The 19,555-nt window shown below is 74.9% G+C and carries 16 protein-coding genes; 12 read left to right on the top strand and 4 right to left on the bottom strand.

Annotation, left to right across the window (positions count from 1 at the left end; all coding sequences use genetic code 11):
* The first annotated feature begins 5 nt into the window (after positions 1-5).
* Genes ACIQU3_RS35865 through ACIQU3_RS35880 form a run of 4 tightly spaced genes read left to right on the top strand, consistent with a single transcriptional unit; the run spans position 6 to position 2,527 of the window.
* Positions 6-911, top strand: a complete 906-nt coding sequence (locus ACIQU3_RS35865; protein WP_403929908.1) for a hypothetical protein — start codon at positions 6-8, stop codon at positions 909-911.
* Positions 908-1,129 (top strand): Trm112 family protein, encoded by a 222-nt coding sequence (locus ACIQU3_RS35870; protein ID WP_053672201.1) that lies wholly within the window; start codon positions 908-910, stop codon positions 1,127-1,129. Before ACIQU3_RS35865 ends, ACIQU3_RS35870 begins: the two co-directional genes overlap by 4 nt.
* Positions 1,126-1,953 (top strand): FkbM family methyltransferase, encoded by an 828-nt coding sequence (locus tag ACIQU3_RS35875; RefSeq protein ID WP_403929851.1) that lies wholly within the window; start codon positions 1,126-1,128, stop codon positions 1,951-1,953. The genes ACIQU3_RS35870 and ACIQU3_RS35875 overlap by 4 nt, the downstream gene beginning before the upstream one ends.
* Positions 1,919-2,527 carry a hypothetical protein gene (locus ACIQU3_RS35880; RefSeq protein WP_403929854.1) on the top strand — a complete coding sequence of 203 codons (609 nt, stop codon included), beginning with the start codon at positions 1,919-1,921 and terminating at the stop codon, positions 2,525-2,527. The genes ACIQU3_RS35875 and ACIQU3_RS35880 overlap by 35 nt, the downstream gene beginning before the upstream one ends.
* Here ACIQU3_RS35880 and ACIQU3_RS35885 read toward each other — a convergent pair.
* From ACIQU3_RS35885 to ACIQU3_RS35900, 4 genes are all read right to left on the bottom strand, one after another.
* Positions 2,518-3,264, bottom strand: coding sequence for a hypothetical protein (locus tag ACIQU3_RS35885; RefSeq protein ID WP_403743604.1), 747 nt, complete (start codon positions 3,262-3,264; stop codon positions 2,518-2,520). The genes ACIQU3_RS35880 and ACIQU3_RS35885 overlap by 10 nt on opposite strands.
* A gap of 40 nt (positions 3,265-3,304) precedes the next feature.
* Positions 3,305-4,141: a hypothetical protein gene (locus tag ACIQU3_RS35890; RefSeq protein ID WP_403743602.1), complete on the bottom strand. Its 837-nt coding sequence runs from the start codon at positions 4,139-4,141 to the stop codon at positions 3,305-3,307.
* Between the two features lie 103 nt (positions 4,142-4,244).
* Positions 4,245-5,615, bottom strand: a complete 1,371-nt coding sequence (locus tag ACIQU3_RS35895) for an MFS transporter (RefSeq protein WP_403929857.1) — start codon at positions 5,613-5,615, stop codon at positions 4,245-4,247.
* Positions 5,616-5,672: 57 nt separating this feature from the next.
* Positions 5,673-6,551 carry a RimK family alpha-L-glutamate ligase gene (locus ACIQU3_RS35900; protein ID WP_403743598.1) on the bottom strand — a complete coding sequence of 293 codons (879 nt, stop codon included), beginning with the start codon at positions 6,549-6,551 and terminating at the stop codon, positions 5,673-5,675.
* Between the two features lie 158 nt (positions 6,552-6,709).
* Here ACIQU3_RS35900 and ACIQU3_RS35905 point away from each other — a divergent pair, with 158 nt between their 5' ends.
* The 8 genes from ACIQU3_RS35905 (at position 6,710) to ACIQU3_RS35940 (ending at position 19,526) form a co-directional block, all read left to right on the top strand.
* Positions 6,710-7,786 carry a MerR family transcriptional regulator gene (locus ACIQU3_RS35905; protein ID WP_403743596.1) on the top strand — a complete coding sequence of 359 codons (1,077 nt, stop codon included), beginning with the start codon at positions 6,710-6,712 and terminating at the stop codon, positions 7,784-7,786.
* Between the two features lie 173 nt (positions 7,787-7,959).
* Positions 7,960-9,405 carry an acyl-CoA synthetase gene (locus tag ACIQU3_RS35910; protein WP_403929860.1) on the top strand — a complete coding sequence of 482 codons (1,446 nt, stop codon included), beginning with the start codon at positions 7,960-7,962 and terminating at the stop codon, positions 9,403-9,405.
* Positions 9,398-10,738 (top strand): carboxyl transferase domain-containing protein, encoded by a 1,341-nt coding sequence (locus ACIQU3_RS35915; RefSeq protein ID WP_403743591.1) that lies wholly within the window; start codon positions 9,398-9,400, stop codon positions 10,736-10,738. Before ACIQU3_RS35910 ends, ACIQU3_RS35915 begins: the two co-directional genes overlap by 8 nt.
* A gap of 80 nt (positions 10,739-10,818) precedes the next feature.
* Complete coding sequence (locus ACIQU3_RS35920; protein WP_403743587.1) at positions 10,819-11,157, top strand: CU044_2847 family protein; 339 nt, start codon at positions 10,819-10,821, stop codon at positions 11,155-11,157.
* The gene (locus tag ACIQU3_RS35925) at positions 11,154-12,842 is read left to right on the top strand and encodes a trypsin-like peptidase domain-containing protein (RefSeq protein ID WP_403929863.1); all 1,689 of its coding nucleotides are present in this window, start codon (positions 11,154-11,156) and stop codon (positions 12,840-12,842) included. The genes ACIQU3_RS35920 and ACIQU3_RS35925 overlap by 4 nt, the downstream gene beginning before the upstream one ends.
* A gap of 77 nt (positions 12,843-12,919) precedes the next feature.
* Positions 12,920-13,927 carry an AAA family ATPase gene (locus ACIQU3_RS35930; RefSeq protein WP_403743582.1) on the top strand — a complete coding sequence of 336 codons (1,008 nt, stop codon included), beginning with the start codon at positions 12,920-12,922 and terminating at the stop codon, positions 13,925-13,927.
* Entirely contained in the window at positions 13,917-18,320 is a 4,404-nt protein-coding gene (locus ACIQU3_RS35935) for an SAV_2336 N-terminal domain-related protein (protein WP_403929865.1), read from the top strand. The genes ACIQU3_RS35930 and ACIQU3_RS35935 overlap by 11 nt, the downstream gene beginning before the upstream one ends.
* A gap of 168 nt (positions 18,321-18,488) precedes the next feature.
* A complete protein-coding gene (locus ACIQU3_RS35940; protein ID WP_403743577.1) occupies positions 18,489-19,526 on the top strand; it encodes a rod shape-determining protein in 1,038 nt (345 codons plus the stop codon).
* Positions 19,527-19,555 lie beyond the last annotated feature (29 nt).

The following is a 19,555-nucleotide window of genomic DNA, read 5'->3' on the forward strand; positions in this document are numbered from 1 at the left end:
GGGGAGTGGCCGCCGCGCTGCTGGCGAACACCCTGTACAGCCTGGGCTTCGTGCTGGAGAAAAGGGCGCTCACCGCCCTGCCCGAGGTGTCGATCCGCCGGCCGGCCCGGCTGCTGCGCCTCGTCGTCGGCAGTCCGCTGTGGATCGGCGGCTCCCTCGCCCTCGCGGCCGGTTTCGCCGCGCAGCTCGTCGTCTACCGCACCCTGCCGATCGCCGCCGCGCAGGGCATCTTCGTCTCCGGCCTGGTGCTGCTGGTGCTGCTGTCGGCGCGGCTGCTCGGGGAGGAGACCTCCGGCCGGGAGCGATACGCGCTGGGCGCGATCCTGCTGGCGCTGCTGATGGTGGTGCTGTCGCTGCGCGAGGGCGCCGACACCGTCAGCCAGGACGCGCCCTACCAGCTGATCCTGCTGGTGTGCGTGCCGTCGCTGGCCACCGGGGTGTGGCTGTACGGCTCCGCCGAGCGGCGGGCCCGCAACCGGCACCGGCGCCCGACGACCGGCGTCGAGTACGGCGTGGCGGTGGGCCTGCTGTACGGGGTCAGCTCGCTGGCCATCAAGGGCGTCTCGAGCCGTCTGACGACCGACGGGCTCGGCGGCGCGGTGCTGGGCCTGCTGGCCTCCCCCTATCCGTATCTCCTCCTGTTCACCGGTGCGTTCGGCCTGGTGATGTCGCAGGCGGCGTTGCAGCGCTGCCGGGCCTCGCTGATCGTGCCGGTGTGCACGACCGTGACGAGCCTGTTCACGGCGGTGCTCGGCACGCTGTCGTTCGGCGAGGCCCTGCCGGACGAGCCGCTGCGGCTCGCGCTGCGGGTGGCGGGCACGGCCCTGGCGGTGGCCGTGCTGCTGACCATGCCGAAGCACGACGCCTCTCCCCAACCCTCCCCACCCGCCAAGGAGCTGACCTCACCGTGAAGCCCGACGACCCGCTGCTGAAGATCCTGGCCTGCCCGATCGACAAGGGCCCGCTGCACCTGCTGGCCGAGGAGGCCGGGCGGGAGGAGGCGCTGTACAACCCGCGTCTGCACCGCCGTTACCCGATCACCGACGGCATTCCGCAGTTGCTGCCGTCCTCGGGCGAGCAGGTGCCGGACGACGAACACGAGGAACTCCTCAAGAGGATGGCCCCGTGACCAGCCTGGCGGCCCGCCTCGCCCCCTTGCTGCCCACCCGCCTGGTGGCCGCGACGGCCCGGGCGCTGTACCCGCGGTTCGAACCGGAGCTGGCCCGGCTCGCCGAGCTGTGCCCGCCCCGCTGCGGCACGGCGGTGGACGTCGGCGGCTGGTACGGGCCCTGGACGCACCGCCTGTCGGGCCTCGCCGAGCAGGTCGTGACCGTCGAGCCGGTGCCCCATCTGGCCCGGCTGCTGACCGCCGCCGCACCGCCCAACGTCCGCGTGATCCGCGCGGCGGCCTCGGACCGGCCGGGCATCGCCCGCCTGTGGCTGCCGCCGGACGACTCCGGCGACCGGGGCGTGTCGTCGCTGGTCCGGCGCGACATCCACGGCCGCGCGCTGGACGTCCCGTGCCTCACGCTGGACGAGCTGGGACTGCGCGACGTCGGCTTCATCAAGATCGACGTGGACGGCAACGAGCCCGCGGTGCTGCGCGGGGCGACGGGCCTGCTCGCCCGTGACCGGCCGGCCCTGTTCGTGGAACTGGAGTCCCGCATCCAGCCGATCGCGCCGGTGGTGACCTACCTGGCCCTGCTCGGCTACGACGGCTGGGTCCTGCCCGGCGACACCTGGGTGCCGCTGGCGAAGTTCCCGCTGGAGGACCACCAGGCCCGTGCGTCCTACGTCGTCTCGCACGGCCTGCTCCGCCGGGTCCTGCCCTCGCCGCACCTGCGCGGCCCGCGCTACGTCAACTCGGTGCTGTTCCTGCCCGACGGCCGCCGTCCAGCCCGGGCCCGGGTGGGCGACGATGGGTCCCATGCCCTCCGGAAAGCCCCCCGCTAGCCCCTTCACCCCGCTCGACTTCCAGCTGGTGCTGCTGCGCCGCATGGCCGACCACAACCCCGGCCTGGTGGAGGACGCCCGCCATGAGCTGGGGGTGTCGATCGCCGACATGCGCGAGGCGAACAGGCGCTGGCAGGCGATGGTCCGCTCCCCGCGCTCCCGGGCGCCGCTCTCCCGGTACCGCCAGGTGCTGGGCGAGCCCGAGTCCAGGACGCCGATCCGGCGCGGCGCCCTGGACTGCGAGGCCTGGCTCTGGCCGGTGCCCCTCTGGCCCGCCTTGCGCTTCGAGGTGCTGACCGCCCCGAACCGCGCCGTGTGGAACGAGTGGCTGGTTCGCGCGCCGGGCGCGAGGGGCCCCGAGCTGCGCACGCTGGACGACCTGACCCCCTGGTCCTGCACGGTCGACGAGGCGGCCCGGGCCTTCGCCCCGGCGCGTCCCCTGGAGGGCACGGCACCGACCCGGTGGGGACTGGCGTTCACCGCGCCCGACGCCGGGGGTGTCCCGCGGGAGACGGTCGCGGAGTTCACCTGGGGGCTGCTGCAGCGGGTGTCCGTGGGCGGCGCTCAGGCCTGAGGTGCGCCGACCCGGTCGAGGGCCGGGAGGAACTGGTCGTAGAAGGCGGCCTTGAGGCGCAGGGCCCGCTCCTCGGTCTCGCGGAAGGCCTCGGCTCCGCCCTGGCGTGCCAGGAGGTCGCTGATGCGGGTGGCCAGGCGGTCGGAGTGAGTGGCCGACAGCAGGGAGACGGTGGTGAGGGGGTGGGCCTTGGCGTCGTGGACGTAGTGCGGGTAGTAGAAGCGGGAGCGGTTGCGGCCGTCCTCGCCCGCCAGCACCGGTTCCATGCGCCGCCACAAGTGCTCGTACTCCACGGACACCAGGACCTCGCCCCAGAACCGCAGGAACGTGAGCAGCCGCAGGTCGGCGTCCTCGTGCCCGCCCGCGTCGGCGATCAGCGCGAAGGCATCGTCAATGGCCCGCCGGGTGGCCTCGGTCGGCCGGGAGGCCACCAGCTCCGCACGGCTGATGCCCAGCTGGAGCAGGTCCTCCTTCATGTCCTCGCGGTGCGAGCGGGTGTGGCCGCGGCCGTCCGGATACTCCTCGCGCAGGATGGCCCGGGCGATCCGCAGGCCGGCCTCGTCGGTCAGCAGGTCGATCGCCAGGTCGTACGAGGGTGTGAAGGCCAGGGAGACGAAGCGCCGCTGGAGCAGCAGCGCCGCGAAGTCGTCCTGCGCCAGCCGTCCGGTGCCGGCCAGCACGGGATGCTGCCGGAACCGCTCGATCAGCCCGTCCTCGAAGGCGTCCAGGTCTCTCATGTCGTACCCCTTTCCGAGGGTCACGGGTGGTGCCGGTGGTTCACCGGCCGGTGTCGACGGACCTGCGCCAGTCGTCCAGGTCGACGTCGCGGCCGATGCGCCACAGGGTGTCCAGTTCCTCCTGGATCTCCCCGCCCATCACGGTGTTGCCGCCTTCGATCTCCAACTGGGTCGAGTCGATGGCGAGTTGGCCGTGCAGGAAGGAACTCACCAGATAGTGCTCGTCGGCCTTGTAGACGGCGATCGACGGCAGCGCCTGGTAGACCCGCACCTGCAGTCGCGCCCGGTCGCCGTCGCGCACGCTCTGGAAGAGGGAGGCGAGGGTCGACAGACAGCGTGCGACACCGGCCTGGACGTCCTCCTCCAGGGCGGGGTCCCGCAGGCCGCGCAGTGCCTCGTTGCGCAGGTCCGCGACCGGCGAGGACGGGTGCAGCAGCAGGACCCGCACCTGGACCCGGCGGTCGGCGATGGCCTGTTTCAGCGCCGACTCGAAACGGTGCACGTTCGGGATCCAGGTCTGCAGGATGGTGACCTCACGCTCGGCGCTGTTCAGGAAGCCCTCGAAGGCCTCCTCCGGGAAGCGCCGGTGCACCCGCACCACACCGCCGTAGTGCTCACGCTTGAGGTCCCGCGCGAGGGCGTCGATGTCCAGCTTGGACAGCTGGGTGCTGATGTTGTCCAGCGCCTTGAGCCGGTCGATCTCGAACAGCAGGAACAGCGTGACGGTGCTGAGGATCAGCAGCGTGAGCTTCGGGACCGTGTCGCTCGCCAGACCGTCCAGCAGGTCCAGTTGGTCGGCGAGGGTGACGACGATGCCGACTGCGGCGGTGAGCCCCAGCACGATGCGCTCGGCCCAGTAGCGAAAGGTGCTCCCCATGCCCACTCCCCCGTGCGGCTCGACCACGTCGGCGACGACCGTACATCGCGACTTTGTGCCAAGTGGGCGGAATTCGCCAGTAGTTCGCCCGGACCCGTGAGTTCTAGACCGGGTCCGGGCGCCGGGTCCTCGACGGCACGCACCACCAGGCGAGGGCCGCCGCCGTCAGGTAGGCGGCGGCCCCGATGCCCATGCTGGTCCGGATCCCGGTGCCGTAGGTCGCGGCGGAGGCGAGCAGGCTGCCGCCGAGGGCGACGCCGGCGGCGCTGCCGATCTGGCGGGTGGTGTTGAACAGGGCGGAGGCGGCGCCCGAGTAGGACGGCGGCGCGGCGCCCATGACGGTGGCGGTCGAGCCGGTGAGGGCGAAGGACGTGCCGAAGCCGGCGGCCATCATCGGGAGCACCAGGAGACCGTAGGCGGGATCGGGGCCCGCCGCGGCCCAGCCGGCCAGGCCCAGGGCGGCCAGGAGCATGCCCGAGACGACCAGGGGGCGGTGGCCGGTACGGCGGGACAGCCGGCCGGACAGGACCGAGGCGAACATGGTCATGGCCACCGCGGGGAACAGCGCGAGACCCGTGCCGAGGGCGCTGTAGCCGCGCTGGTGCTGAAACTCCAGGCTGGCGGTGAACACCATGCCGTAGAAGCCGAAGTTGAACAGCAGGCCGATGGCGGCGCCGCCGCCCATGGCGCGTGAGCGCAGCATGTCGAGCGGGAGGGCCGGGGACCGGGCCAGCCGCTCGCGCAGGGCGAAGGCCGCGGCGGCCAGGACGGCCAGTCCGAGCCCGGCGAGTACGGCCGGATCGGACCAGCCGCGCCGCCCGGCCTCGTTGAGCGCCGCGGTCAGCAGCGCCACCGCGGCGACGACCGCGACCTGTGCGGGCAGGTCCAGGGCCCGGTCGGCGCGCCGCGGCGAGCGGGCCACGTGCCGCAGGGTGAGCGCCAGGCAGGCCGCGCCGACGGGCAGGTTGACGAGGAACACCCAGCGCCAGCCCACGGTGGAGACGAGCAGCCCGCCCAGCAACGGCCCGGCGGAGGCCGCGATGCCCGCCATCGATCCCCACAGCCCGAAGGCCCGCGCGCGCACGTCGGGCTCGGGGTAGGCCTGCTGGAGCAGGGCCAGAGACCCGGGCACGATCAGCGCCGCGCCGAGCCCCTCGACCAGCCGGGCCACCACCAGGAAGGGCGTGCTGGGCGCGAGCGCGCAGGCCGCCGAGGCAGCGGTGAACACCGCCACACCCCAGCAGAAGACCCGCCGGTTGCCCAGCCGGTCCCCCAGCGCCCCGCCCGTCAGCAGGAACCCGGCGAAGACGAGCGTGTACCCGTCGGTGATCCACTGGATGCCGGTGAGCGAGGCCGACAGCTCCCGCCCGACCACCGGCACCGCGACGTTGATGACCGTCACGTCGAGGATCACCATGAAGTACCCGGCGCACACCGCCAGCAGCGGTGCCCAGGACCGTCGCTCGGAGGGCATGGCCCTAGCAGTACACCAAAAGCCCCATCAGGGGACGTATACCCCCGCGTGCCGCGCTCAGCCGGCGGCGGCCAGCACCGCCTCCACCACCCTGGGCACCGAGCCCGGGTGCAGATCGAGGAACAGGTTCGGCTCGATCAGCTCCAGCTCCATCACGCACGGCTCGCCCGCCGGCCCGGTGGCCAGGTCCACGCGCGCGTACAGCAGCTCCGCGTCCCCGGGCACGGCGGCCAGCGCCCGCTCGGCGACATCCAGTTCGGCGGCGGTCGGCTGCCACGGGCGGATGCCGGGGTGCGCGACCTTGTCGGCGTCGTACGGCGTGCCCGGTGCGAGTACGGCGCCCTTGACGCCGGCGTGCAGCAGGCGCCCGCCGAAGAACTGCACGGCCCGCTCGCCGTGGGTGTCGATGCCGCTCAGGTAGGGCTGCACCATCACGGTGAGCCCCTCGGCGTGCATGCGCTCGGCCTGCCGCAGGGCGGCGTCCCGCTCCCCGGCCGGGTAGCGGGCGGCGTACCGGGCTCCGGCTCCGGAGGCGGGCTTCACCACGTACTCGCCGTCGGCGGGCAGCTCGACGGGCTCGCCGGGCGCGAAGTACCGGGTGGGCACGGTGGGCACCCCGGCCTCGGCGAGCTGCCCCAGGTAGCGCTTGTCGGCGTTCCACCGCACGACCGGGAGCGGGTTGGCGAGCCGCGTCGCCCTCGCGCAGCGCTCGGCCCACGCCGTGAACTCCCGGGCGCGCCAGCTGTAGTCCCAGGTGGAGCGGAGGAGAGCGAGATCGAATCCGGCCCAGTCCACGTCCGGGTCGTCCCAGGCGACGGCGAGGGCATCGGCCCCGGCCTCCCGCAGCGCGTCCACCAGCACCGGCAGGTCGCGGTCCTTGTGCTCCTCGCCGCGGGGATCGTAGGTGACGACGGCGATGCGCGGGGTGCCGGCCACGGCCACTCCCTCTTCGTACGGACGATCGACGGGATGTCCGTCGCAGGCTAACAACCCCGCCGGGAACCGCGACACCCCGTTTGACCTTCACCTTCGGTGAAGCCTCAGCATCGGAGACGGAACGGACGACCGAGGGACCCGAGGCCCCGGGGGGACGCATGACCATGCTCACGATCGGCGCCTTCGCGAAGGCGTGCCGGCTCTCGCCGAAGGCACTGCGCCTGTACGACGAGCTGGACCTGCTGCGCCCCGCCCGCGTGGACCCGGACACCGGATACCGGTACTACGCGGCCGCGCAGCTGGAGCAGGCACGGCTGGTGGTGTGGCTGCGGCGGCTGGGCATGCCGCTGGCCGACATCCGCCGGGTGTGCCTGCTGCACGCCCGCGACGCGTCGGCGGCCGCCCACGAGATTCGGGCCTTCTGGGCACGGGTCGAGGCGGAGACGGCAGTCCGGCGGGACCTCGCCGCGTTCCTGGTCGATCACCTGACGACGGGCCCGGACGGGCCCGGGAAGGACACCGCGATGCTGGAACTGCGTTACTCCGCCCACTCGGACACCGGCCGTGTGCGCCCCGTCAACCAGGACACCGCCTACGCGGGCGGCCGGCTGCTCGCCGTGGCCGACGGCTTCGGACCGGCGGGCGGCCCCGCGAGCAGCGCCGCCGTGGAGGCGTTGCGCGTCCTGGACGCGGACGAGGTGCCCGCCGGTGGCGTCCTCGGCGTCCTGGAGGACGCGGTGCGGGGTGCCGAACAGGCCGTGCGGGACGTCGCCGACGGCTCCGACGGCATCGGTACGACCTTGACGGCGCTGCTGTGGACGGGGTCGCGGCTGGCGCTGGTGCACATCGGCGACTCCCGCGCCTATCTGCTGCGCGACGGCGAACTGTTCCGCATCACGCACGACCACACGATGGTCCAGTCGATGGTCGACGAGGGCCGGCTGGCGCCCGAGGAGGCGGCCTCCCACCCCCAGCGCGCCCTGCTCCTGAAGGCCCTCACCGGAGGCGGTACCGGCACGGCCCCGGACCTGCGCCTGCACGACGCCCTCCCCGGCGACCGCTGTCTGCTCTGCTCCGACGGCCTGACGGGCGTCGTCCCCGAGGGCCGCGTCCGGGAACTCCTCACCGCGCCCATCCCCCCGGACGAGGCGGTCCAGGCCCTGGTCGCGGCGGCCAACGCGGCGGGCGGGCCGGACAACGTCAGCTGTGTGGTGGCGGACGTGGTGGAGAGCTGACCCGGACTTGCGCCGCGGGCGTTTCTTCCGGCAGCTGATGGTGTACGGAGGGATTGTGGTCGCGGTCGTACCGGCGGCGGCCCGGCGGGTGATGGTCGTCCCCGGGCGGAGACGACCCGGTCGGGCCGACCGCCCACCGGCAACAGCAGGCAACAGTCAAGGAGATGTGACGCGTGCCCCCTCTCTTCCCGGCCCTGACCGACAGCCCGGCCGGCCGTCCGGCCCTCCGGTTCGGCGAGCGCTCCCTCACCTACGCGCAGCTCGCCGCCGCGGCCGGGGCGCTCACGGGCCGCATCGGCGCGGCCACACGGGTCGCCGTCCTGGCGACGCCCACGATGGAGACGGCCGTCGCCGTGGTCGCCGCGCTCCTGGCCGGAGTCCCGGCCGTGCCGCTCAACCCCAGGTCCGGCGAGAGGGAACTCGGGCACATCCTGTCCGACAGTGCCCCCGACCTCGTACTCACCGCCCCCGACGACCTGCTCCCCGCCCCCCTGCGGGACCTCGCCCGCGTGGACGTCGACGTACACGCCACCGGCCCGGCCCCCGGGGACCGCGCCGCGGACGCGGACCCGGCCCTGATCGTCTACACCTCGGGCACCACCGGCCCGCCCAAGGGCGCCGTCATCCCGCGCCGGGCCGTCTCCGGCAGCCTGGACGCGCTGGCCGACGCCTGGCAGTGGACCGGCGACGACGTCCTCGTCCACGGACTGCCGCTGTTCCACGTCCACGGCCTGGTCCTGGGCATCCTCGGCCCGCTGCGGCGCGGCGGCTCGGTGCGGCACCTGGGCCGCTTCAGCACCCAGGGCGTCGCCCGCGAGCTGAACTCCGGGGCCACCATGCTGTTCGGCGTGCCGACGATGTACCACCGCATCGCGGAGGCGGTGACGAGCGACCCGGACCTGGTGAAGGGGCTGACCGGGGCGCGGCTGCTGGTCTCCGGCTCCGCCGCGCTGCCGGTGCACGACCATGGCCGGATCGCGACCGCGACCGGACGGCGGGTGATCGAGCGGTACGGCATGACGGAGACACTGATGAACACCGCCGTCCGCGCCGACGGCGAGGCCCGCCCGGGCACGGTCGGCGTGCCGCTGCCGGGGGTGGAGCTGCGGCTGGTCGAGGAGGACGGCTCGGAGATCACCGCGTACGACGGGGAGACGGTGGGCGAGATCCAGGTACGCGGCCCGAACCTGTTCACCGAGTACCTCAACCGCCCCGACGCCACCGCCGCCGCCTTCACCGCCGACGGTTTCTTCCGCACCGGCGACATGGCGGTGCGCGACCCCGACGGCTATGTGCGGATCGTCGGCCGCAAGGCCACCGACCTGATCAAGAGCGGCGGTTACAAGATCGGGGCCGGTGAGATCGAGAACGCGCTCCTCGAACACCCAGGGGTGCGGGAGGCTGCCGTCACCGGGGAGCCGGACGCCGACCTGGGTGAGCGGATCGTGGCGTGGATCGTGCCGGACGACCCCCAGGCGCCGCCCACGCTGGAGGAGTTGGCCGGCCATGTGGCCGAGCGCCTCGCCCCGCACAAGCGGCCCCGGGTCGTCCACCACCTCGACGCCCTGCCCCGCAACGACCTGGGGAAGATCATGAAGCGGGTGCTGGCCCATGGCTGAACCCCTGTCCGCCCGCGCGGTCGTCACCGCCCTCGCCGACGACGCCACCTTCGCCGAACTCCCCGCCCCGGCACGGAACTCCAGGCCCGACGGCCCGCTCGCCTGGCCCGGTTACGACGCCTCCCGCGCCCGTGCCGTCGAACGCACCGGCGAGCAGGAGTCCGTGGTGTGCGGAACCGCCCGGGTCGGCGGCACCCGGGCCGTGCTGATCGCGTTCGAGTTCGGCTTCCTCGGTGGCTCCCTGGGCGAGCGCACCGGTGACCGGCTGGAGGCGGCGTACACCCATGCCCGCGAACGCCGTTTCCCGCTGGTGCCGTTGGTGGCCACGGGCGGCAGCCGCATGCAGGAGGGCATGCTCGCACTGTCCCAACTCCAGCGGGTGGCAGGCCAGTCGGCGCTCACCCGGGAGGCCGGTCTGGCGCAGGTCGCGGTCCTGCGCGACCCGACGACCGGGGGCGGCTGGGCCACCCTGGGCGCGGGCGCCGACGTGACGCTCGCACTGCCCGGCGCCCAGGTGGGCTTCGCAGGCTCCCGGGTGCGGCCGGCCGACGCCGACCCGGCGGCGTACACGGCGGAGGCGCAGGTCGCGGCGGGAGCGGCCGACGCGGTCGTACGGCCCGAGGAACTGCGCGAGACGCTGGGGCGGTGGCTGCGACTGCTGACGTGCCCCTCCACCACGCCCGCCCCGCCGCCCGAGCCGCTCGGCGAGTCCACGGTCCTGCCCGCCACGGGCTGGGACGCCGTCCGCCGCGCCCGGTCCCCGCGACGACCGCGCGCCGCCGCCTACCTGGACGCCTACTTCACCGACCGGGTCGCCATCAGCGGCGACCGCTGCGGCGGCACGGACCCGGACGGCATGCTGTGCGGCTTCGGCACGCACGAGGGCCGCACGGTCGCCTACGCCGCGCAGACCGGGACCGCGACCCGCCCCGCCGGCTACCGCACCGCCGCCCGGCTGATCCGCCTCGCGGACCGGCTCGGCATCCCGGTGCTGACCCTCGTGGACACCCCGGGCGCGGCCAACGACGCGGAGGCGGAACGACAGGGCGCGGGCCCGGCGATCGCCGACCTGTTCGCCGCGGTCGCGGCCGCCCGCACCCCGGTGACCACGCTGGTGATCGGCGAGGGCGGCTCCGGCGGCGCCCTGGCCCTGGCCGCCCCCGGCAACACCTGGGCCACGCCCGACAGCTACTTCTCCGTGATCGCGCCGGAACTCGCGGCGGCCATCCTCAAACGCCCCCCGCGCGAAGTGGAGACGACGGCGGACCAGCTCCGCATCCGGCCGCAGGACCTGGTGGAGCTCGGAGTGATCCGGGGGACCGTGGGACCCTGAGGTAACGGTGGCCGCCTCACACGCCATCAAGTACCGTCCGTCACAATGGGAATGCCGAGCGCAAGGACGACGGGGGTGCCGTGGACGGGTTGGTCGAGTTCAGAACCGGTGACGGTGCGGTGGTCACGGTCGAGGCGGCCGAGGAGCGCTCCGGTTCCCGCCCGGTCTCCCGGGGCGACGGCACGGTCCGGGCGACCCGCACGTTCGAGGGTGCCCTGGACGGGGTGCGGGCGGCCGCCGAGTCCGCGCTGCGGGTGTTCCGCGACGGGTCGCTGAAACCGGACGGCGTGGAGATCGAGTTCGGGGTCAAGCTGGCCGCCGAGACGGGCGCGTTCATCGCCAAGGGCACCGCCGAGGGCCACCTGGTGGTCAGACTGACCTGGTCACCGGCCGGCACGGAGGCAAGCCCGGCCTCATGAACAGCGCCGAGTGGCACGCGCGGATCGAGTTACGGGGCCGGGTGGCCGGAGCGGGCTTCCTCGTCACGCCCCGTACGGTGCTGACGTGCGCCCATGTGGTGGGCGCCGGCGAGGAACCGGCAGTGAGCTTCACCGAGCTGCCGGGCACGGCGCCCGTGCCCGCCCGGGTCGTCGCCCACGGCGGCTGGAACGGCGGCGCGGCCGACCCCGGCGACCTCGCCGTGCTGGAACTGGACCGGGAGATGCCGATCGCCCCGGCCGCCCTCGCGCCGGTCGAGGCCGCCCACGGCACGCCCCCGCGCAAACTCGTCGTCTACGGCTACCCGGTCGGCTTCGACGAGGGCACTCTCGCCGAGTACCGCGTCACCGCACCGCAGTTGATCAGACGGGAGTGGCTCCAGCTGGAGGCCTGGCACGCCGGCGGGCAGCCGCTGGTCCCCGGCTTCAGCGGAGCCGCAGTCGCGCTGGCCGACACCGGCGAGGTCATCGGTATGGTCACGTCGGCGGCCGAGGCCCGGGACGTGCGCACCGGCCGGATGATGCCCACCCAGGTCATGGCCCGCTACTGGCCCGCCCTGCACGGTCTGGTCCCGACCTCCGACCACACCACCGCCGACCGGGCCCGGCTGCGCGCCCTGGTGGAGAGGGCGGCCCGCGCGGGCGTCGACTGCGACCCGGTGCGGCTGTACCGCGCGGCGGCCGACCCGTTCGATCCGCCGCCGCCCGAGGAGGGGTTCGACTCCCTGTGGTCGGCGGCCCTGTTCGTGCTGTGCGAGCTCGACGGCCCGGGCGCCGCACGGACCGTCGCCCGGTTCGCCGACCGGCTCGAAGCCCTGCTGCACACCCCGGCCGTGACGCCCGCGGCGCCCGGCTGGTCGCCGATCCTCGTCGAACTCGACCACAGCGGGGCGGGCGACGGCCTGGTCCGGGTCGAGGTGTCCGCGTACAGCGAGGGGCGGCGGCACCCGGTCGACTCCGGCACGGTCGAGCAGCAGGGACTGTCCGCGTACGTGCGGGACGGCATCGAGGCGGCGTTCGGGTATCTGACGCCCGGCGCCGACGAACTGGTGGCGTTCGCACTGCCCCGGGACTGGCTGGACTGGCCCGTGGACCGCTGGGAGAGCGCCCCGGACGACACCACCCCGCTCGGCTGCCTCTACCCGCTGGTCGTCACCGACCACGCCCGGCGCAAGGCCAGCACCCGGCATGTGCTGACCCGGGCCTGGAAGCGGCTCGACGGCTTCCCGGGCGCGCGGCTGCACCGCGTGGAGTGCGGCGGCCCGGAGGAGCCCGGGCGGCTGCGGATGCGGCTGCGGCGGCCCGATGCCTGCCTCGCCGGGTTCGGCAACGCCCCTGCCGCCTCCCGCACCCGGCCGCACTTCGACGTCTCGCTCACGGCCCCGGCCCCGGTGATCGTCTGGTCGCACGGAGGCTGCGGCTCCGGGCAGGAGGAGTGCGCCGGGACGGACGGCTGCACGGGCAAGGCCTTCCTGGACGCGCTCGACGCGTGCGTGGCGGCCGTACCGCCGGGCGAACTCCCGCGTCACGTCCTGGCGTTGCGCGAGGAGGCGCACGCGGAGGAGGACCACTGGGCGCACGGCATCCAGCTGCTGTGGGACGACCCGCGGGTCTTCACCGACCCGCACGCCGTCGCCGCCGCGCACGCGGGGTCGCCGGTGGCCTGATCCGCCCGGGGCCGCCGGACAGCGGCCCGACGCGTCCGAGAACAGCTGCACGAAACGGAGAGCGGAGAGCACCCCCCATGCCGCACTGGTCCGTCTACACCGGCGACCACGAGCCGCACGACGGCATCGACGACCTTCCGGCCCCGCCGCCCTGGCGGGCCTTCGACGGTGGACCCGCGCTGCCGCCGCCGCACGACGGCGACGACGTCTCGGCCGTCTCGCCGGACCGGGTGCACCGGGCGAAGTCGTACGTCGCCACCCCGGAGACCGTCCGGCTCGTCAACGCCGCGCTCGTGCTGCGCCGGCCGCTGCTGGTCACCGGCCCACCCGGCACCGGCAAGTCCTCGCTGGCCTACGCGGTCGCCCGCGAGCTGCGGCTCGGTCCGGTGCTGCGCTGGAACATCACCAGTCGCAGCACCCTCGCCGACGGCCTCTACCAGTACGACCCGCTGTCCCGCCTGTACGCGGCCCGGGAGGGGCTCGACCGGCCCGGCGGAGTCGAGGACCATCTGCGCCTGGGACCGCTCGGCACCGCCCTGCTCCCCTACGGCCGGCCGCGCGCGCTGCTCGTCGACGAGATCGACAAGAGCGACCTGGACCTGCCGAACGACCTGCTGAACGTCCTGGAGGAGGGCCAGTACGAGATCCCCGAACTGGTGCGCGCCGCACGCCACTCGGGCGGCGGGGCGGCAGACGTCCTCGCCGACGGCACGGACTCGCCCGTCACCGTCCGGCGCGGCCGGGTCCGCTGCCGGGCGTTCCCGTTCGTCGTCCTGACCAGCAACGGTGAACGCGAGTTCCCGCCGGCGTTCCTGCGGCGCTGTGTCCGGCTGAAGCTGCGCCGCCCCGACCGCGACCAGCTGACCGACATCGTCCGCGCCCACCTCGACACCCCCGACGGCGACGCGGACCGGCTGATCACCCGCTTCCTGGAGCGGGCCTCCGGCGGCGAGCTGGCCACCGACCAGCTGCTGAACGCCCTGTATCTCACCGGCGTGGCCGGACTGGACGCCGACTCCCGCGACCACCTGGCCGAACAGCTGATGCCCTACCTCAGCGCCACGGCGGACGGCGATGGCTTCTGACCCCGCCCCACCGCCCCCGCGGCCACGGCACACCGCCGAGCCGGTGCCGCCCTCGATCCCACCGGCACCGGCCGGCTCCCGGGCCCCACGGCGCACCGGCCCCTCCCCCATCGCCCGGCTCGACGCCGTCCTGGTCGCGGCGGGGGCCGAGCCGACACCGCGGGAGATCGCCGAACTGGTATGGCTGGCCGGCCGGCTGGACGCCGAGCGGCGGCTGGACGCGCCGCCGGAACAGAAGGCTCCGGCCGAGACACCGGTGCCTGCGGCCGAGCCTCGGAACGCGCCTGCCCCGCCCGCATCCCCCGAGGACGCGTCCCTCCCCCCGCGCCGGGAGCCGGCCGGGCCGGCGGCCGAGCGCGTGCCGCTGACCCTGCCCGCCCCGCGGTCCCCGGACCGTCCCCGAAGCGGCGACGGAAACCCCGTGCTCGCCCCCGCGCCCCCGATGCTGCCCCACCCCCTCGCGCTGCAACGTGCCTTGCGCCCGCTGAAACGCACGGTGCCCTCCCCGCACGCGCGAGTACTGGACGAGGGGGCGACGGCCGACCGGATCGCGCGGCTCGGCGCCCACCCCGACGTGTGGTTCCCGGTGCTGCGCCCGGCCCCCGACCGCTGGCTGCGCCTGAACCTCGTGCACGACACGGGCCCGACCATGCCGGTCTGGCGCCCCCTGGTCGGCGAACTGCACTCGGCCCTCGCCCAGTCGGGCATCTTCCGCACGGTCACCCTGCACCCGGCCACACCCGACGGCCGGGCCCGCCGGGTGCCCGACCCGGACGACGGACGGACCGTCACTCTCGTCGTCAGCGACTGCATGGGCCCGCAGTGGCGCCCGGGCGAGGCCGGCGAACGCTGGTACCGCACCCTGCGCCACTGGGCGCACCGCATGCCCCTGGGCGTCGTGCAACCTCTGCCCGAGCGCCTGTGGTCCTCGACCGCGCTGCCCGCCGAGCCGGGCCTGCTGACGTCCCCGGCCGCGGCGGCACCGTCGGCGGCCCTGGCCTTCACCCCGTACGACCCCGCCGCTCCTCCCCCACAACGCGCCCTGCCCCTGCCGGTGCTGGAGCCGGGCGCGCCCTGGCTCTCCCACTGGGCGGCCCTGATCGCCGGCCCGGGCGGCGCCCGCACCCCGGGCGCGGCGGTTTGGCTGCCGCCAGCCCCCGCGCCGCCCGTGGAACCGACCCCGGACATCGCCGGTTCCTTCCCCGAGGACCTGGTGCTGCGTTTTCGCGCGACCGCGTCCCCGGAGGCCTTCCGGCTGGCCGGGCACCTCGCTCTGGCGGTGCCCTCCGTCCCGGTGATGCGCCTCGTCCAGCGCGCCGTGGACCGCGACCCGCGCCCCCAGCACCTCGCCGAGGTGATCCTCAGCGGCATGCTCACCGCGGTCCCCGGCCCGCCCGGCTCCTACGCGTTCCGTCCCGGCGTACGGGAGTTGCTGCTGCGCTCCCTGCCCCGCACGGCCCGTGGCCGGACCCGGGAGTTCCTCGCGGAGATCGGTGGCCTGATCGACGAGCGGGCGGGGCTCGCGGCCGGGGAGTTCCGGGCACAGGCCGACGGCGGGCAGGGCGGTTCGGGCCCGGCGTTCGCCACCGTCAGCGAGGAGACCGTGCGGCGGCTGGGCGGGCAGGGGCCGCCGGAGCGGTTGTTCGCCGGCAGGTACCGGCTGGCCGGCAAGCGCGCGACGTACCCTGCCGTGTGGGAGGCGGTCGACGTCCACACCGGCCGGCGGGTGGTCGTGCGCCCCTACCGCGTCCGGCCCGCGGCGCAGGAGCGGTTCCTGAGCGAGGCCCGCGCCCTGGCCGAAGTCCGGGACCCGCACGTCACACGGGTCCTTGACTTCGGTGTGGCGGACGGCAGCCCGTACCTGGTCACCGAGTTCGTGGACGGGCTGACCCTCGCGGAGGTGCTCTCCGGGCTCTCCTTCAGGACGTTCGCCCGGCTGGTGGCCCAGGGACTGGCCGGCCTCGAGGCGCTGCACGACCGCGGCCTGGTGCGCGGGGAGCGCGGGCCCACCGGTCTGCTGCTGCGTCCCGACGGGGGCGTGCTGCTGAGCCGGGTGGCGCTCGGCGAGGAGTCGCGGGGCAAGGATCCCGAGTGGGACCTGAGCGAATTCCGTTGGCTGCTCAAGCAGTTGGCGACGAGTGTGCCGGTGCCCGACGAGCACCGCGAGCTGCTCGACCTGATCGACGGGCGCAGGCTGCCCGCGGCCGCCCGGTACGCCGCCGATCTGGCCGCGACGGCCCCGTGGCCGCCCCCGCTCGACGTCACCCTGCTGGGCCCCCTGCGCATCAGCCACGGCACCCGGCCCGTGGAGCCCCCCGCCCCGGAGGCCCAGGCGCTGCTGTGCATGCTGCTCCTCTCGCACGGGCGGCGCGTGACGCACGCCGAGCTGGCCCGGGGTCTGTGGGAGGAGCCGCCGGACGAGCGCCGGGCCGCGGCCCGCATCGAGGACCTCGTCCCCGAGCTGCGCCGGGTCCTGCCCCCCGGAGCCCTGGTCGGTCTCCCGGACGCCTACGCCCTGCACGTGCCGGACGTGCGTGTCGACGCGTTCCACTGCGAGGAACTGCTCGACGACCCGGCGTGCGGCCCCGCCGAAGCCGGACAGGCGCTCGACCTCTGGTACGGCCCGGCCCTGGACGGCGTGCCCGGCCCCGCGGCGGCCGCGGCCCGGGACCGTCTGCGGGTCCTGAAGTCGGGGCTCCGGGCTCTGCACGCCGAAGCGGACGAGGCCCGGGAGGCCGCCCCCACCATCATCTTCGAGGCCGACGACCTCACCGGCCGCCCCGAGGCCCGGATCACCCTCGAGTACGCGGTGCACGAGATGCTCGCCCGCGGCGCCCTGGCCCCCCACCGGTTCGACGTGCGGGTCCGTCCCGACGGTTACGTCGTCCACACCGAGCCCGGCACCTTCGTCCTGCCCGTCCTGGTCGCCGTCCTGCGCGGCTTGCCCGAGGTCCTCACCGGGCTCGTGGACCCCCCGCCGCTGACCGTCACCTTCTGGGACCGGCCCACCCCGCCGCCGGCGGCACCGCCCGTAACCACCGGCATCCAGGTGATCGTCTCCCCGGCCGTGTACGAGCAGTTCGCCGCCAGCTCCGCCGCCCGGGGCCCCCGGCGTCTCCAGCCCCTCTACCAGGACGGTGCCACCGACACCCCGCCCGTCGCCTGGTACTGCCCGCTCATCCCCGCCGTGGCGCCCGAACCCGGGGCCCGCGACCTGGTCGAGGGACCCTTCATCACGCACGACCTGCCCCGGCTGGGGAGACCGGCACCCGGCCGCACGGCCGTCGTCCACACCCGGCCCGACGGCCCCCTCACCCTCTTCGACCCGGCCCATCCGCACGGCGACCGGCCGTCGCGGTCCGTGACGTACTACAAGGTCGACCTCACCACCCACCAGTCCCACCACCGGGTCTCGCTGCCGAGCTCCGGCAAGGGCGCCTTCGCGGCCGCGGTGGAGCTGTCCTGGCACGTCGAGGACCCGGTCGCCTTCGTCCGCGCCGAGGTCACCCGGGTTTCCGAGCCGCTGCTCGCCCACCTGCTGGAAGAGGCGGCCCGGATCACCCGCCGGCATCCGCTGCGCCGGGCCGGCGCGGCCCAGCGGGCGGTCAACGCGGGCCTGCGCCGCTGGCCGGTGCCGGGTCTGTCGGTGTCGGTTTCGGTGCAGCTGGCCCCGGAGGGCGCGGCCCTGCCCGGACCGCGGAGCACGGTCCCGGCGCAGCGCCCGCTGTCGGACCTCCTCGCGGGGGCCGGCTGCGTGCTGCTCGGCTTCGACGGACCTGTGGCCCGGCTGTTCTCGGCGCGGACTGCGGGCGAGGCGGCGCTCGACCTGCTCGCCCTGGTCGCCGAGCACCGCGACCCCCGGGACGTCCCGCCGGCCGCGGTGCGGGAGACGTTCGCCCACCCGCTCGACGTGCTGCGGGCCTTCGCCCGGGACCCGCTGGGCCCGCTCCTGCGCGACCGCCTCGACGCACTCGAACTGCGCGCGGTCCCGGACGCGCCGACCACGCACAACTCCGTGCCGCTGGTGCGTGCCCTGCACGACTCCGGCCGCCGCGTCAGCGTCGTCTCGGACGTCAGCGCCCCGGCCGTCCAGCGCTACCTCACCCCGTACGGCCTGCCCCTCGCCGGCATCCACGCCCGCGGCACCGACCTCTCCCTGCTCACCCCGCACCCCGACTGCCTGCTGCGCGCTGTGCACTCCTCGGGCGGCGCCGCCGCGACAGGCGTCCTGATCGGCTCCACGGTGGCCGAACTGACCGCCGCACAGCAGGCGGGCCTGGGCTTCGTCGGCCTCGCCCGGAACACCACCGCCGGCCGGCTGCTCGAAGAGGCGGGCTGCGAGACGACCGTCACCTCCCTGACGCCGGTTCTGGAGGCCGCCCGCTCGCTGTAGCACGGCCCGAACCCCCCGTTCGGCGGCGCCCCGCCCGGCCCCCTACGAAAGGCGGCCCGGTCCCCTCCCGCGCACGATGCGAAGGAGGCCCGCCACCCGGCGGACCCACGTCTGCGAGGCCCGCCACCTGGCGGCCCCCCACGGTCTGTGCTCTCGGGAGGACCTGCCATGACCGCCAGTCTGGAGCAGTTGCGCCGCTGCCACTTCGCCGTCGACCTGGGAGCGGCCCGCACACGTGTCTACGTGAAGGGTGCCGGGCTCGTCGTCGACCAGCCGTCCGCCGCCGCCGTGAACACCCGCACCGGTGCGCTGATCGCCGTGGGCGAGCTCGCGGAGAAGATGAAGGGCCGCACCCCGCACTACATCCGGGTGGTCCGGCCGGTCTCCGGCGGCACCGTCGTCGACATCGAGATGGCGCAGCGCATGCTGCGCCATCTCCTCGGCGACAAGATGCGCCGCGCGCTGCGCCGCAAGCCGATCCTGCGCGCCGCGGCCTGCACCCCGCACGACGCCGACCCGCTGGCCCAGCGCGCCGCGATCGAGACGCTCGTGGGGCTGGGGGCGCGCCGGGTGGAACTGGTCGACACGCTCATCGCCGCGGCCGTCGGCTGCGGGCTGCCCGTGGATCAGCCCGAGGCCACGATGATCATGGTGTGCGGGGCGGCGGCCACGCAGGTGGCCGTGCTGTCCCTCGGCTCGATCGTGACCGCCGACCGGGTCCCGGTGGGCGGCGAGGCCGTCGACCACGCGATCGTGCAGCACCTGCGCCACGAGCACGAGCTGATGCTGCCGAGCCAGTCGGTACGGCCGTTGCAGCTGGCCCTGTCCGGCAACGGCCTCACCGCGCAGGGCCCGGCCTCCACGGAGATCCACGGCCGGGACGTCGCCACGGGCCTGGCCCGCTCCGTCCAGGTCGACACCGCGGCCGTGCGGGACGCCATCCAGACGCCGCTCACCGCGGTCCTCGACGGCATCGGCAAGGTGCTGCGGGGCTGCCCGCCCGACCTGGTGGCCGACCTCGCCGACCGGGGGATCATGATGGTCGGCGGCAGTGCGCTGCTGCCGGGGCTGGACCAGATGCTGCGGCAGGCCACGGGCATGCCGGTGCACATCGCCGAGCGTCCGGACGTGTGCGCGGTGCAAGGGCTCGGCGCGATGCTGGAGGGCAGGATCGCACCGCTGGCGCTGGACCCGCTGGGCACCTGAGCGCCGACCGCGGCGCCGGGAGCCCGAGC

The sequence above is a fragment of the Streptomyces sp. NPDC101110 genome, assembly GCF_044759525.1.
Lineage (GTDB): Bacteria > Actinomycetota > Actinomycetes > Streptomycetales > Streptomycetaceae > Streptomyces.